Below are 13,121 nucleotides of genomic sequence, written 5' to 3'. Positions count from 1 at the left end.
GGGCCGGTCGTTTCCCCGCTCGCGTTCGAGATCTTCCAGGGCCGCTCGCGGCCCGGTCCTCGTCGGTGTGGCCCTCGTCAGGTTCGGGACCCTACGGGAGGAAACCCCCGTTGCGGATGCCGAAGGCCACACCGACGAACGAGGCCACGATGCCCACGATGTTCAGCGCGCGCTCCGGTGTCGTGGCGGAGACGTACTGGGAGTAGAGACCTCCGCAGAAGCCGAGCACCCCGAGCCACGACGCGACGGGGTGCGCGGAGGGGATGAGCCCGGCCACGAAGGCGACCAGCCCGCAGAGGATCGTGCAGACGCTCAGCACGTTCTCCAGGGGATGACGCCGCCCGTCGCTGTTCAGCCTGAACCGGAAACGCCCGCTCGGGCTCTGTCCGGACACATGAGGCACCTTCATCGCCCCCTTTCCCATGAGGGCGTGTCCTGGAGAGGACGAACCCGTTTCCTGTGTGGGGACGTGCCCGGCGAGGCGACGGCCCAACCCTTGACGGGCTGGTAGGCTGGCACGGCTACGTCGAATGGGTGTGTCATGGCCCACCCTCCACCCCGAGCGCCGAAATGGGAGTTCCGGGGTGAAGCACGTCAGCGTCCTCCTGTCACGGCACGGTGTCGTGACCGCAAGAGTCCAGAGGAGGTTGGAAGTCAGCATGCGCCGTTACGAAGTGATGGTCATTCTTGACCCCTCGCTCGATGAGCGTACGGTCGCCCCTTCCCTCGACCAGTTCCTCACGGTCGTCCGCAACGACGGCGGCACCGTGGAGAAGGTCGACGTGTGGGGTCGCCGCAAGCTGTCCTACGACATCGCGAAGAAGCCCGAGGGCATCTACGCCGTCATCGACCTGAGCGCCGAGCCCGCCACGGTCAAGGAGCTCGACCGGCAGATGAACCTCAACGAGGGAATCCTGCGCACCAAGGTCCTGCGCCCGGACGTGCACTAATCTCCGGCATTTTGTCGGACGGCAGCCGTACTCTGAGCCGATAACCAGCGAAGGCCGCAGGAAGGGCAGCGCTAGCCATGGCAGCAGGCGACACCACGATCACCATCGTCGGCAACCTCGTCGACGATCCGGAGCTGCGCTTCACCCCCACGGGGCAAGCGGTGGCCCGGTTTCGCATCGCGTCCACTCCGAGGTTCCTCGACAAGACGACCAACGAGTGGAAAGACGGCGAAGGCCTGTTCCTGACCTGCAACGTGTGGCGGCAGGCGGCGGAGAACGCCGCCGAGAGCCTCCAGCGCGGCATGCGGGTCATCGTTCAGGGACGGCTCCGCCAGAGGTCTTACGAGACCAAGGAAGGCGAGAAGCGCACCGTCTACGAGGTCGAGGTCGACGAGGTCGGCCCCTCCCTGAGAAACGCGACCGCCAAGGTCAACAAGACCGCCCGTCAGGGCGGTGGCGGTGGCTTCGGCGGCGGTCCCGCCAACGACCCGTGGGCCTCCGCGGCGCCGGCCGCACCGCAAGGTGGCGGCTTCTCCGGCGGCGGCGGCAACAACTACGGTGGCGGCGGTCAGCAGCAGCAGGGTGGCGGCGGCTTCGGCGGCGGCGACTTCAGCGACGAACCGCCTTTCTAGGGACGCTCCTCCGGGACGGTCACGACCGCGCCCGGCATCCCGCGTCCCAGTCCATATCCGCAGCGACCATTCCCGCCTGACGGCGGGGCTCTGAAAGGAGCACCACGATGGCCAAGCCGGCACTGCGCAAGCCCAAGAAGAAGGTTTGCCTGTTCTGCCACGACAAGATCTCCTACGTCGACTACAAGGACACGGGGCTGCTTCGGAAGTTCATCTCCGACCGCGGCAAGATCCGTGCCCGCCGGGTGACGGGCAACTGCACCCAGCACCAGCGTGACGTGGCGACCGCTATCAAGAACGCTCGTGAGATGGCGCTCCTGCCGTACATGAGCACCGCGCGCTAAGGAGGTCCGGACAGATGAAGCTCATTCTCACCAGTGAGGTCACCGGCCTCGGCGCCCCCGGCGACATCGTCGAGGTCAAGAGCGGTTACGGCCGCAACTACCTGCTTCCCCGCGGCTTCGCGATCCTCTGGACGCGCGGCGGCGAGAAGCAGATCTCCTCGATCAAGAAGGCCCGCGACGCCCGCGAGATTCGCGACCTTGGCACCGCCAAGGAGGTCGCCGGTCAGCTGCAGGCCCTCAAGGTGGTCCTGAAGACGAAGGCCGGCGAGTCCGGCCGCCTCTTCGGCTCCATCACCACGGGTGACGTCGCCGAGGCCGTGAAGGCCGCCGGTGGCCCCCTGCTCGACCGCCGTCGCATCGAGATCGCCTCCGCGATCAAGAGCCTCGGCTCCCACCGGGTCAGCGTCAAGCTGCACCCGGAGGTCTCCGCGTCCCTCGATGTCGAGGTCGTCGCGGCCTGACAGGCCCCGTGAGACAAGGGCTCCTCTCCGTTCGCGGGGAGGGGCCCTTGTCCTTTCCCGGTCCTCCCGCGGATCCGGGCAGCGCTCTTTCCCGTCCTCCGGGGAGCCCGGGGGACCGATGAAAGTCCCCTTTCCCGCCGGGAAGAATTCATATGCTGGTACCCCGTTACCCCAGGTCACCGCGAATACATACAATTCGGAAATCGTTGCTTCGCCCTGGAGGTTTTGTCATGGTCCGTCCCTCGATGCTGTTCGCGCTCGGTGCCCTCGCGGCGACCGCGGTGGCCTGTGCGCCGGCTTCGGAAACGGCGACCCCGGCGAGCCCCGCATCCTCAACGTCCGGCGACGCCTCCGCGGCCCCCAGCGCCTGCGCCAAGGACAGCCCCGCGCTGAAGACCCCCGGGAAGCTGACCATCGGCACCGACAAGCCCGCCTACGACCCGTGGTTCAGCGACGACGACCCCACCAACGGCAAGGGCTTCGAGAGCGCGGTCGCCTACGCCGTCGCGGACCAGCTGGGCTTCGCCAAGGATGACGTCACCTGGGCCACGGTGAAGTTCGACTCCGCGTTCGCGCCGGGCGCCAAGCAGTTCGACTTCGACGTGAACCAGGTCTCGGTGACCCCCGACCGGGCGAAGGTCGTCGACTTCAGCAAGGGCTACTACACGGTCAAGCAGGCCGTGGTCGCGCTGGACGGCTCCAAGATCGCCTCCACCACGGACCTCGCGGGCCTGAAGGACGCCAAGATCGGCGTGCAGATCGGCACCACCTCGCTGCAGGCGGTCAAGGACGTGATCAAGCCCTCGTCCGAGCCCAACGTCTACAACGAGCAGATCGACGCCGTCAACGCGCTGAAGAACAAGCAGGTCGACGCCGTGGTGGTGGACCTGCCCACCGCCTTCTACGTGACCGCCGCACAGGTCGAGAACTCCAAGATCGTCGGTCAGTTCGGCGCGGCCTCCGGTGAGCCCGAGGTCTTCGGCGCGGTCTTCGAGAAGGGCAGCCCGCTGGTGAGCTGTGTGAACGAGGCCATCGACAAGCTGACCGCCTCCGGTGAGCTGGCGAAGATCGAGACCGAGTGGCTCGGCTCCGCCGCGGGCGCACCGGAGCTGAAGTGACCCTGAAACACCCTCCGACACCGCCCGCGACCGGACCCGGCCCCGGAGCCGACGCGGACGCCCGGGTCTCGCCGCGGGCGCGGCGCGCGTACGGTCCGCGCCACGGCGGCGCTCGATGAAGAACGACGAGCGCCTGCGGGTTCCCGTCGACTGGCAGAAGAGCGAACGGCAGCTTGAGCGCGAGCGGCTCCGCAGGAGGGCGTCGATCCGTTCGAGCTCCGTCGCGACGGTCTCGACGATCCTCGTGATCGTCCTGCTGCTCTGGCTCTTCACGGCCTCCCCCGGCTGGCCGAGGGTGCGGGAGACGTTCTTCGACCTCGACCAGTTCACAGGGGCGCTGCCGGACGTGCTGAGCGGGTTCCTGCTCAACGTCAAGATCTTTCTGATCGCCGAGCCGCTCATCCTCATCGTGGGACTGCTCGTCGCGCTCGCCCGCAACCTCACCGCGCCGGTGTTCTTCCCGCTGCGTGCCCTGGCGGTGATCTACACCGACGTCTTCCGCGGCGTGCCCACGATCCTCATCATCTATCTCGTCGGTTTCGGCCTGCCCGCGCTCGGCCTGCAGGGGACACCGACGGACCTCGCGACGCTGGGCATCATCGCGCTCACCCTCTCCTACGGCGCGTACGTGGCGGAGGTCTTCCGTGCGGGCATCGAGTCGGTGCATCCCAGCCAGCGGGCCGCCGCCCGGTCCCTCGGGCTGAGCCACGGCCAGACCATGCGCCACGTGGTGGTGCCGCAGGCCGCGCGCAGGGTGGTGCCGCCGCTGCTCAACGACTTCGTCTCACTGCAGAAGGACACCGCGCTCGTCGCGACGATCGGCCCCCTGGAGGCGCTGCGGCAGGCGCAGATCCACGTCGCCAGCACCTTCAACTACACGCCGTACCTCGCGGCGGCGCTGCTGTTCATCCTGCTCACCATCCCGATGGCCCGCTTCACCGACTATCTGGCGGCTCGCTCGCAGAGACGGCGGGGCCAGTGAGCGTGCGTACCCCGGCGTACGGCGGCGTCCCGTCGCCCGGCGAGACGATGACGGCACGGGAGGAGAGTGCATGAGCCTGCTCACCATCGAGGGGCTGTGGAAGAACTACCACGGCCACAACGTGCTGCGCGGGATCGACCTGGAGGTCGAGTCGCACGAGGTGGTCTGCCTGATCGGCGCCTCGGGCTCGGGCAAGTCCACCCTGCTGCGCTGCGTCAACCTGCTGGAGACCGCCGACGACGGCACGATCACCCTGGACGGCGAGGAGATCACCGATGCCAGGGTCGACCCCGACGACGTGCGCAAACGCATCGGCATCGTCTTCCAGGCGTTCAATCTGTTCCCGCACATGAGCGTGTTGGACAACATCACGCTGGCCCCGCGCAAGGTCCACAAGGTGAGCGGGAAAGAGGCCGAGGCACAGGCCCGCGACCTGCTGGCCAGGTTCGGCCTGGGGGACAAGGCGGACGCCTACCCCGACCAGCTCTCCGGCGGCCAGCAGCAGCGTGCCGCCATCATCAGGGCGCTGGCCACGCGGCCCCGCCTGATGCTGCTGGACGAGGTCACCTCCGCCCTGGACCCCGCGCTGGTCAAGGAGGTGCTCGGGATCATCAGGGAGCTCAAGGAGGGGGGCATGACCATGGTCCTGACCACCCACGAGATGGGTTTCTGCCGGGAGATCGCCGACACCGTCTGCTTCCTCGACGGCGGCGTGCTCCTGGAACGCGGCACCCCCGAGCAGATCTTCACCGATCCTCGTGAGCCCCGCACCAGGGAGTTCGTGCAGAACGTGATCGACGCCCGGCGTCTCTGAGCCCTTCTCGCCCGCCCGTCCCCGAAGCCGCACGAGGTCGTGAGGTCCACGGGCGTCTCGGGGGCCCGGCGGGCCTCATGGCCCGCGCGGTGGACGGTCCGCTCAGCGCCGGTGCCTGCCGCGAGGTCCGGCCGTGGGCCCGGGGCCGCCGGGCCGGCCGGGAGGGCCCTGTGCAGGGTCGTACCGCCCCGGAGCGGGGTCGGCGGGAGCCTCGGGGACGGGGCGCGCCATCGTGGCGAGCACGCTGTTGCGTCTGCCGTACACCAGGTAGACGAGCACACCGAAGGCCATCCAGATGATGAAGTACAGCCAGGTGATGAGCTGGAGGTTCACCATGAGCCACAGGCAGGCGAGGATCGTGGCGATCGGCAGGCCGGGAGAGAGCGGGGTGCGAAAACCTCTCGGCAGCTCCGGCATCGTCTGCCGCATCCGGATCACCCCGCCGGCCACGACGATGAACACGAACAGGGCACCGATCACGACCAGTGGTTCGAGCGTCAGCACGTCCACGAGCTCGGCCAGCAGGATCGCGACGAAGCCGATGACCAGGGTGACCCTTGTCGGGCTGTGATAGCTGCGGTTGATCTTGGAGAGCGGGCGGGGAATGAGCCCGTCGCGCGCCATGGAGAACATCACCCGGGTCAGGCCGACGAGCAGCACCAGGATGACGGTGGTGAGGCCGAGCACCGCCCCGATGTTGATGACGTGCACCATGAAACCCACGCCCGCGTCGCGGAAGGCGCTGGCGAGCGGTGCGTCCGTGTCGATCTCGTCGTACGGGATCATCCCGACCATGACCACCGCGACCGCGATGTAGATGACCGTGGTGATCACCAGCCCGCGGATGATTCCCTTCGGGATCGAGCGCGGGGCGTCCTCGGCCTCCTCGGCGGCGGTGGCCACGACGTCGAAACCGATGTACGCGAAGGTGATGGCCGCCGAGGCGGCGAAGATGCCGAACCAGCCGAACGCGCCCGTCTGGCCGAAGAGGAGACCGAGCAACGGGGAGTGCAGGGCGTCCTCGGCCTTTCCCCCGGGCGTCGCCGGCACCGGGATGGCCGCGAGGTTGCGCCGGTCGAAGTGGAGGGCGCCGATCACGATGACCGCGCCGATGGCGAGCAGCTTGGCGATCACGATGATCCACAGGGTGCGCAGTCCGACACGGGCGCCCAGGGCCACCACGGCGGTGAGGATCACCAGAATGAACAGCGTGAACAGGTCGAAACCCATGCTCTGGCCGACCATGCCCGCGACCGCCCCGGGAAGGTTCACCCCGAGGTCGGTGAGCATCTGGGCGGCGTAGAGCGACCAGGCGCGGGCCACCGCCGCCGCGGCGAGGAGGAGCTCCAGGATCAGCGCCCAGCCCACGACCCAGGCCCAGACCTCACCGAAGATGACGTAGGCGAAGGTGTAGGCGCTTCCCGCGGTCGGCATCGCGGAGGCGAGCTCGGCGAAGCAGAAGGCCACGAGCAGGCTGGTGATTCCAGCGATCATGAAGGAGAGGAACACGCCGGGTCCGGCCATGCTCGCCGCCTGGCGGCCGGCGAGGCCGAAGATTCCCGCGCCGATCATGACACCGATGCCGAGGACGATGAGGTCCGCCCCGCGATAGGCCGTGGGGAGGCCGTGGCGCGCACCGGTCCACCGGTCGGTGGCATGGCCCGGCGGCATGCGGCGAACGATCGAGGGGGAAGGGCCTTTGGGCACGACGTGACCAATCGTGGTGGGCTTTTAACCCTGTATCGAGGGACTTGTCTCACAGTGCCGCAGGAGAGTTTCGCAGGTCAAGGGCTATCCCATCACGTGGTGGACACCACAGTGTCACGCAAGAATTACCTGTCCGCCGGATACGATGCGTTACTTTTTGACCACGCGTGGACGCTCGGCCGTCTCAGCCGCCGACCACCAACCACGCCGTGCCGTACGCCCGCGTCGACAGGGTCACCAGCCGGGCCGCCATCCACAGCCCGAGCGCCAGCCAGAGCGCGACCAGACCGCCGCCCTGGAGATCCACCAGGAACGCGGCGGGCAGATAGGCGAGCGTCGTCCACACCCCCGCCCAGGCGAGGTAGCGCCGGTCTCCGGCACCGATCAGCACGCCGTCCAGCACGAACACCACCCCGGCGACGGGCTGCAGGGCGGCCACCACCCAGAGCAGGCCGAGCAGTTCGGCGGAGACGACGGGGCCCGCGTCGAACAGCGAGGGCACGAACGGCCTGACCACCACCACGAGGAGGCCGAGCAGCACGCCCGAGCCGACTCCCCAGGCCACCATCCTCCGGGTCGCGCCGCGGACTCCCGCCACGTCACCGGCGCCCAGCGCGCGGCCGGTGATCGCCTGCCCGGCGATGGCGATCGCGTCCAGGGCGAACGCCATCAGGGTCCAGATCCTGATGGCGACGGTGTGCGCCTCGATCTGCTGCTCCCCCATGCGGGTGGCGACGGTGGTCGCGACGGCCAGCACCACCTGAAGGCACGCCGTGCGGATGATCAGGGCGACCCCCGCCGAGCCCGCCGCCCGTACGCCCGCCAGGTCGGGGCGGAACGGCGCGCGGTACCGGACGAGGATGAGGAGGAGGTAGACGGCGGCGGCGAGCGACTGGGCCAGCACCGTGCCCCAGGCCGAGCCCGCGATCCCCCAGCCCAGTCCCAGGACGAAGACGATGTTGAGCACCGCGTTCAGTCCGAAGGCTCCCACCGACACCAGCAGGGGGGTCGTGGTGTCCTGCATGCCGCGCAACACGCCCGTGCCCGCGAGTACCAGCAGCATGGCGGGGACGCCCAGCAGGCTGATCCGCAGGTAGGTCACCGCCTGCCGGGCGAGCTCGCCCTCGGCGCCGATCAGGTGGACCAGCGAGGGCGCGAGGGGCCAGACGACCACGATGATCGCCAATCCCACCCCCGCGGCCAGCCAGAGGCCGTCCACCCCCTGCCGCAGCGCCCGGCCGGTCTCACCCGCGCCGATCTGCCTGGCCACCGCCGCGGTCGTGCCGTACGCGAGGAACACGCACAGCCCCACCAGGAAGGTCAGCACCGTGCTCGCCACTCCCAGGGCGCCGAGCGCGGGGGCGGGCAGCCGGCCGACGACGACGCTGTCGGTCAGCAGGAAGAGCGGTTCGGCGACCAGGGCGCCGAACGCGGGCAGCGCGAGCCGCAGGATCTGCCTGTCGTGGTCGCGCCCGGAGCCGCCGGGCCGATCGGCTCGACCGATCTGACCTGGTTTGTCGGATGAGCCGGAGCCGGACCGACCGGACCGGTCGGGTCGATCGGCCTGGTCGGCCCGATCGGGTCGGCCGGATCGAGGGGTAAGAGGCACCTATCCATTGTGCCTCTTACCTCCCAGCGGATCTCCGGCGGGATGAACCTCTCAGGACATGCCATCTGGGGCGACTTTCAGCGTGTCGCCCCAACTTTCTTTTCTCCACAGGCGGTGGATGGAGTTTTCCCTGGTCAGAGCGTTATCCACAGCTGTGGACAAGAGTTATCCACAGAACTGTCCCCAGGGTGCCCACACCTCTGGGGAAGAAGTGCACAGCTTATCCACACCTCTGTCGACAGGTCGCGTTGCCAGCCGGGCGTGGAGCCGCGAAACTGTCACAGCGGTCCGCTACAAATAGAGATAACGTAACTGTGTTCGAAAGAGGGGGTGTGTGGTGAGCGTCGCGGAGCCGCCGGTCTTCGAGCCGAGATTCGAGCGCACCCCACCGAACAACATCGAGGCCGAGCAGTCGGTCCTGGGCGGCATGCTGCTGTCCAAGGACGCCATCGCCGACGTGGTCGAGATCCTGCGGTCCGACGACTTCTACCGCCCGGCCCACCAGATCATCTACGACATCGTCACCGACCTCTACGGCCGCGGCGACCCCGCCGACGCCATCACGATCCTCGACGAGCTGCAGAAGCGGGGCGAGGTCGCCAGGATCGGCGGTGGCGCCTACCTCCACACGCTGACCGCCATCGTCCCGACCGCGGCCAACGCCGGTTACTACGCGAGGATCGTCCGCGAGCAGGCCATCCTCCGCCGCCTGATCGAGGCCGGCACCCGCATCGTCTCCTACGGCTACGGCGGTCAGGACGAGGAGGTCGACGACCTCGTCGACCGCGCCCAGGCGGAGATCTACAAGGTCACCGAGCGCCGCACCTCCGAGGACTACGTCCCCCTGGCGGACATCATGCCGGGCGCCCTCGACGAGCTGGAGGCCATCGGCGGCCGGAGCGGCCAGATGGTCGGGGTCCCCACCGGTTTCCAGGACCTCGACTCCCTCACCAACGGCCTGCACCCGGGCCAGATGATCGTTGTGGCGGCCCGGCCCGCCATCGGCAAGGCGCTCGCTCTCGACACGCCGCTGCCCACTCCCGCCGGCTGGACGACCATGGGGGAGGTCGAGCCGGGTGACCACCTGATCGGTGCGGACGGCAGGCCGACACGGGTGGTCGCGGCGACCGAGGTGATGCACGGACGGCCTTGTTACGAGGTGGAGTTCAGTGACGGCACCGTGATCGTCGCGGACGCCCGGCACCAGTGGCGGACGACCACGCGCGCGCGTCGCCGGCAGGACTCGGAGAGCCACCTGCCCGCCGAATTCATCGAGCACGTCGGGAGCGCGTACGAGACGTCGACGGCGGAGCCGACGAACGCCTCCGCGACCGCCGCCCACGAGGACGTCGCGACGACCGAGGAGATCGCCCGCACACTGCGCTGCGCCTCGGCGGACAGGCGACCGAACCACGCCGTCGCCGTCGCGGCGGCGTTCGACCTGCCCGAGCGGGATCTGCCGTTGCCCGCCTACGCGCTCGGAGTATGGCTTGGCGACGGTCACCCCGACGGTGCCGGGTTCACCACCATCGACTCGGAGATCGCTCTCAACCTGGAGGCCGAAGGGGTGCGGGTCACCCGTACGAGCTCCGACCTCCCCTACGCACTCGGTCTGCCGCATCCGTCGCCCGTGACGGAGCGGCCCTGCACGGTATGCGGTGCCCTGTTCGTGCCCCGGATGTCCCAGGCGCGGACGTGCGGTCGCTCGTGCGGTGGAAGGGCCCGTCCGGTTCCGGCGACCACGTGTCCCGACTGCGGTGGTCCGTCCAGCGGTCTGCGGCAGTGCCAGGCGTGCCGGAACGGTCATGACACGGTGCGGGCCATCCTGCGCACCCTCGGTGTCCTCGGAGACAAGCACATTCCCCAGATCTATTTGCGAGCCTCCGAGAAGCAGCGGCGTGCCCTGCTCGCCGGTCTCCTCGACACCGACGGACACGTCGGTCGCGACGGCCGGATCCAGCTCGAGGTCACCGACAGGAGACTGGCCGAGGACGCCTGCGAACTGGTGCTGAGTCTCGGCTACCGGGCGACGACGAGGACACGGACGGTCAAAGACGGAAGCGTCGGCTCCTCCACCTTCTACATGATCGACTTCACGGCGGCGGACAAGGTGTTCCGGCTGTCCGGCAAGGCCGTCCGGCAGGTGACCACCCCTCATCCGTCGGCGCTCGTTCGATACATCGTCGACGTGCGGCCGGTGCCCTCGACGCCGGTGAGATGCGTGGAGGTCGACAACGCCGACCACATGTACCTTGCCGGAAGGACCTGCATTCCAACGCACAACAGCACTCTTGGCCTGGATTTCGCGAGATCCGCCGCCATCAAGCACGGCATGACCACTGTGGTGTTCTCGCTGGAAATGTCGCGCAACGAGATCACGATGCGCCTGTTGTCGGCCGAGGCGCGGGTGGCGCTGCACGCCATGCGGTCGGGCACGATGACCGATGACGACTGGGCGAAGCTGGCCCGGCGGATGGGCGAGGTGGCCGAGGCGCCGCTGTTCATCGACGACTCGCCCAACATGTCGATGATGGAGATCAGGGCCAAGTGCCGTCGCCTCAAGCAGCGCAACGACCTGCGGTTCGTCATCATCGACTACCTGCAGCTGATGTCCTCGCCGAAGAAGACCGAGAGCCGCCAGAACGAGGTCTCCGAGATCTCCAGGGCCATCAAGCTCCTCGCCAAGGAGCTGGAGGTCCCGGTGATCGCGATCTCCCAGCTCAACCGTGGCCCCGAGCAGCGAACGGACAAGAGGCCCATGGTGAGCGACCTTCGCGAGTCAGGGAGCATCGAGCAGGATGCGGACATGGTCATCCTGCTGCACCGGGAGGACGCCTACGAGCGCGAGTCGCCCAGGGCGGGTGAGGCCGACCTGATCGTGGCCAAGCACCGTAACGGCCCCACCGCGACGGTCACCGTGGCGTTCCAGGGCCACTACAGCCGTTTCGTCGACATGGCTCCCCACTAGACCTCGCCGTAGGGGGGCCGCGACCGGTGAACCGTTCCGCATGGCGTGCCCCCACGTGCCGGAGGGATCTGGAGGGACCCGCCCCAGACGGCGGCATTCTCAAATGGCGCGCAGGCCACGGTCGGTGAAGGCGATCAGCCACTCGAAGCTTTCCTCGATGTCCGCGCTCATCTGGAAGCCGTGGGCCGCCTGCAGGGTGGCGAAGCCGTGGCAGAGGCTGCGAAGCATGCGCAGGGCGTGATCCATGTCGGCCTCTCCGATCTCGTAGCCGCGCAGCACCGCCCTGAACGTGCCGAGCGATCGCTGAGCCGCGGTGATCAGCGGATCGTCCGGATCGGACGGTTTCAAGCCGATCGTCGCGGCGTACCGGCCGGGGTGATTCAGGACGAAGGCGCGGAAGGCGTGCGCCGCGGCCGCCAGGGCGTCACGACCCGCGTATCCCTGGATCGCGCCGCCGATGGCGTCGGCGACCTCGTTCAGAGCCAGGACCGCGATACGACGGCTGAGGTCTTCCTGTCCGCTCACGTGCTTGTAAAGGGAGGGGGTGCGCACGTTCAGTCGTTCGGCCAGCAACCCCATCGTCAGGTTGGCGAGGCCCACCTCGTCGGCGAGGGCGGCACCGGCCGCGACCACGGTCGCCGGGTCCAGACCGGCCCTAGGCACGAGCGGCGTCCGAGCGGAGGAAGGCGAGCGTGAGCGAGACCACCTGGTCGGGGAACTGGTCGTGCGGGTAGTGCCCGGCGCCCTCGATCATCTCAAGGCGGCCGAGGCCGGAGGGCAGGTCCTCGATGATCGCCGAACCTTCGGCGTGCGGATCGGCCCAGTCGGGGTCGAGCGTGCCCATCACGACGAGGACCGGGCAGCGGATGTTGCCGAGCTGTGCGCCGGCGTCGGTCGGGGCGCTGCGGCCCATGGCCTGCAGGGCCTTCATCCGGCCCGGCTCGCGCATCAGGGAGTCGACGCGGCCGATCCGCTCGGCCCAGTGGGCCGGCTTCGCGCCGGGGTAGGCCACCTCGAGGTACGAGCGCCAGAGCCGCACGCTGCCGAACACAGCGGTGCCGAGCAGCCGCAGCATGCCCTGCCGGAAGCGTTTCGTCCGCAGGTCGCCGACGCGGATCGACTGCTTGCGGGTGAACGGCGCCAGCTCGACGACCGCGGTGATCAGCGATGGCTCCTGCGCCGCGGCGATGGTGGCGGCACCGCCGGAGAACGAGTGGCCGACGAGCACGGCCGGACCGCCCAGGTGACGGATCACGGCGAGCAGGTCGCCGGCGGCGGCGGTGCGGCTCCAGGACGGCCAGTCGACGCTGGACTCGCCGCAGCCGCGCAGATCGACCGCGGCGACCCGGTATCCCGCCGCCGCCAGCGACGGGATCATGGCGCGGTACGCGGCGCGGCTGTCGCCCATGCCGTGAGCGAGAACGATCAGCGGGCCGGATCCGGTCACCTCGTAGGCGATCGTGCCGCCGTCGACGGCGAGGTGTTCGGTCATGTCATCCTCCGGGTTTGGCTAATAAAGTTAGCTAAAAGCTAATA

13 protein-coding genes are annotated in these 13,121 nt (G+C 68.8%); 8 read left to right on the top strand and 5 right to left on the bottom strand.

The window, feature by feature from the left end; genetic code table 11:
* Nucleotides 1–91: 91 nt before the first annotated feature.
* Nucleotides 92–394 carry a hypothetical protein gene (locus tag ACFY3V_RS22675; protein WP_350941834.1) on the bottom strand — a complete coding sequence of 101 codons (303 nt, stop codon included), beginning with the start codon at nt 392–394 and terminating at the stop codon, nt 92–94.
* A 265-nt stretch (nt 395–659) separates the two neighbouring features.
* Between ACFY3V_RS22675 and rpsF the strand changes: the two genes are divergently transcribed.
* From rpsF to ACFY3V_RS22640, 7 genes are all read left to right on the top strand, one after another.
* The gene (gene rpsF / locus ACFY3V_RS22670; RefSeq protein ID WP_350941833.1) at nt 660–950 is read left to right on the top strand and encodes a 30S ribosomal protein S6; all 291 of its coding nucleotides are present in this window, start codon (nt 660–662) and stop codon (nt 948–950) included.
* 77 nt (nt 951–1,027) lie between these two features.
* Nucleotides 1,028–1,582 carry a single-stranded DNA-binding protein gene (locus tag ACFY3V_RS22665; RefSeq protein ID WP_350941832.1) on the top strand — a complete coding sequence of 185 codons (555 nt, stop codon included), beginning with the start codon at nt 1,028–1,030 and terminating at the stop codon, nt 1,580–1,582.
* Nucleotides 1,583–1,689: 107 nt separating this feature from the next.
* A complete protein-coding gene (gene rpsR / locus ACFY3V_RS22660) occupies nt 1,690–1,926 on the top strand; it encodes a 30S ribosomal protein S18 (protein WP_344892480.1) in 237 nt (78 codons plus the stop codon).
* A 14-nt stretch (nt 1,927–1,940) separates the two neighbouring features.
* Nucleotides 1,941–2,387, top strand: a complete 447-nt coding sequence (gene rplI, locus ACFY3V_RS22655) for a 50S ribosomal protein L9 (RefSeq protein WP_344744211.1) — start codon at nt 1,941–1,943, stop codon at nt 2,385–2,387.
* A gap of 230 nt (nt 2,388–2,617) precedes the next feature.
* A complete protein-coding gene (locus ACFY3V_RS22650) occupies nt 2,618–3,505 on the top strand; it encodes an ABC transporter substrate-binding protein (RefSeq protein WP_350941831.1) in 888 nt (295 codons plus the stop codon).
* A 115-nt stretch (nt 3,506–3,620) separates the two neighbouring features.
* Nucleotides 3,621–4,487: an amino acid ABC transporter permease gene (locus ACFY3V_RS22645; protein ID WP_350941830.1), complete on the top strand. Its 867-nt coding sequence runs from the start codon at nt 3,621–3,623 to the stop codon at nt 4,485–4,487.
* Nucleotides 4,488–4,557: 70 nt separating this feature from the next.
* Entirely contained in the window at nt 4,558–5,301 is a 744-nt protein-coding gene (locus ACFY3V_RS22640) for an amino acid ABC transporter ATP-binding protein (RefSeq protein ID WP_350941829.1), read from the top strand.
* 102 nt (nt 5,302–5,403) lie between these two features.
* Here ACFY3V_RS22640 and ACFY3V_RS22635 read toward each other — a convergent pair whose 3' ends face one another.
* Nucleotides 5,404–6,972, bottom strand: a complete 1,569-nt coding sequence (locus tag ACFY3V_RS22635) for an amino acid permease (RefSeq protein ID WP_362901909.1) — start codon at nt 6,970–6,972, stop codon at nt 5,404–5,406.
* Nucleotides 6,973–7,192: 220 nt separating this feature from the next.
* Complete coding sequence (locus tag ACFY3V_RS22630) at nt 7,193–8,512, bottom strand: MATE family efflux transporter (protein WP_362902155.1); 1,320 nt, start codon at nt 8,510–8,512, stop codon at nt 7,193–7,195.
* A 442-nt stretch (nt 8,513–8,954) separates the two neighbouring features.
* Here ACFY3V_RS22630 and dnaB point away from each other — a divergent pair, with 442 nt between their 5' ends.
* Complete coding sequence (dnaB, locus tag ACFY3V_RS22625; protein WP_389775954.1) at nt 8,955–11,585, top strand: replicative DNA helicase; 2,631 nt, start codon at nt 8,955–8,957, stop codon at nt 11,583–11,585.
* Between the two features lie 99 nt (nt 11,586–11,684).
* Here dnaB and ACFY3V_RS22620 read toward each other — a convergent pair whose 3' ends face one another.
* Together ACFY3V_RS22620 and ACFY3V_RS22615 are read right to left on the bottom strand one after the other, a co-directional pair.
* The gene (locus ACFY3V_RS22620) at nt 11,685–12,248 is read right to left on the bottom strand and encodes a TetR/AcrR family transcriptional regulator (protein WP_362901905.1); all 564 of its coding nucleotides are present in this window, start codon (nt 12,246–12,248) and stop codon (nt 11,685–11,687) included.
* Complete coding sequence (locus tag ACFY3V_RS22615) at nt 12,241–13,077, bottom strand: alpha/beta hydrolase (RefSeq protein WP_362901903.1); 837 nt, start codon at nt 13,075–13,077, stop codon at nt 12,241–12,243. Before ACFY3V_RS22615 ends, ACFY3V_RS22620 begins: the two co-directional genes overlap by 8 nt.
* Nucleotides 13,078–13,121: the final 44 nt, after the last annotated feature.

Origin of the sequence: Streptosporangium sp. NPDC000095 (assembly GCF_042899335.1) — a bacterium.
Classification (GTDB): Bacteria; Actinomycetota; Actinomycetes; order Streptosporangiales; family Streptosporangiaceae; genus Streptosporangium.
This window is presented reverse-complemented; position numbering and strand designations above follow the sequence as displayed.

Excerpts from the sequence above, each read along its gene's own strand:
- rplI (WP_344744211.1), top strand. The coding sequence starts at position 1,941 with ATGAAGCTCATTCTCACCAGTGAGGTCACCGGCCTCGGCGCCCCCGGC.
- ACFY3V_RS22640 (WP_350941829.1), top strand. The coding sequence starts at position 4,558 with ATGAGCCTGCTCACCATCGAGGGGCTGTGGAAGAACTACCACGGCCAC.
- rpsF (WP_350941833.1), top strand. The coding sequence starts at position 660 with ATGCGCCGTTACGAAGTGATGGTCATTCTTGACCCCTCGCTCGATGAG.
- ACFY3V_RS22635 (WP_362901909.1), bottom strand. The coding sequence starts at position 6,972 with ATGCCGCCGGGCCATGCCACCGACCGGTGGACCGGTGCGCGCCACGGC.
- ACFY3V_RS22650 (WP_350941831.1), top strand. The coding sequence starts at position 2,618 with ATGGTCCGTCCCTCGATGCTGTTCGCGCTCGGTGCCCTCGCGGCGACC.
- ACFY3V_RS22645 (WP_350941830.1), top strand. The coding sequence starts at position 3,621 with ATGAAGAACGACGAGCGCCTGCGGGTTCCCGTCGACTGGCAGAAGAGC.
- ACFY3V_RS22665 (WP_350941832.1), top strand. The coding sequence starts at position 1,028 with ATGGCAGCAGGCGACACCACGATCACCATCGTCGGCAACCTCGTCGAC.
- ACFY3V_RS22615 (WP_362901903.1), bottom strand. The coding sequence starts at position 13,077 with ATGACCGAACACCTCGCCGTCGACGGCGGCACGATCGCCTACGAGGTG.
- rpsR (WP_344892480.1), top strand. The coding sequence starts at position 1,690 with ATGGCCAAGCCGGCACTGCGCAAGCCCAAGAAGAAGGTTTGCCTGTTC.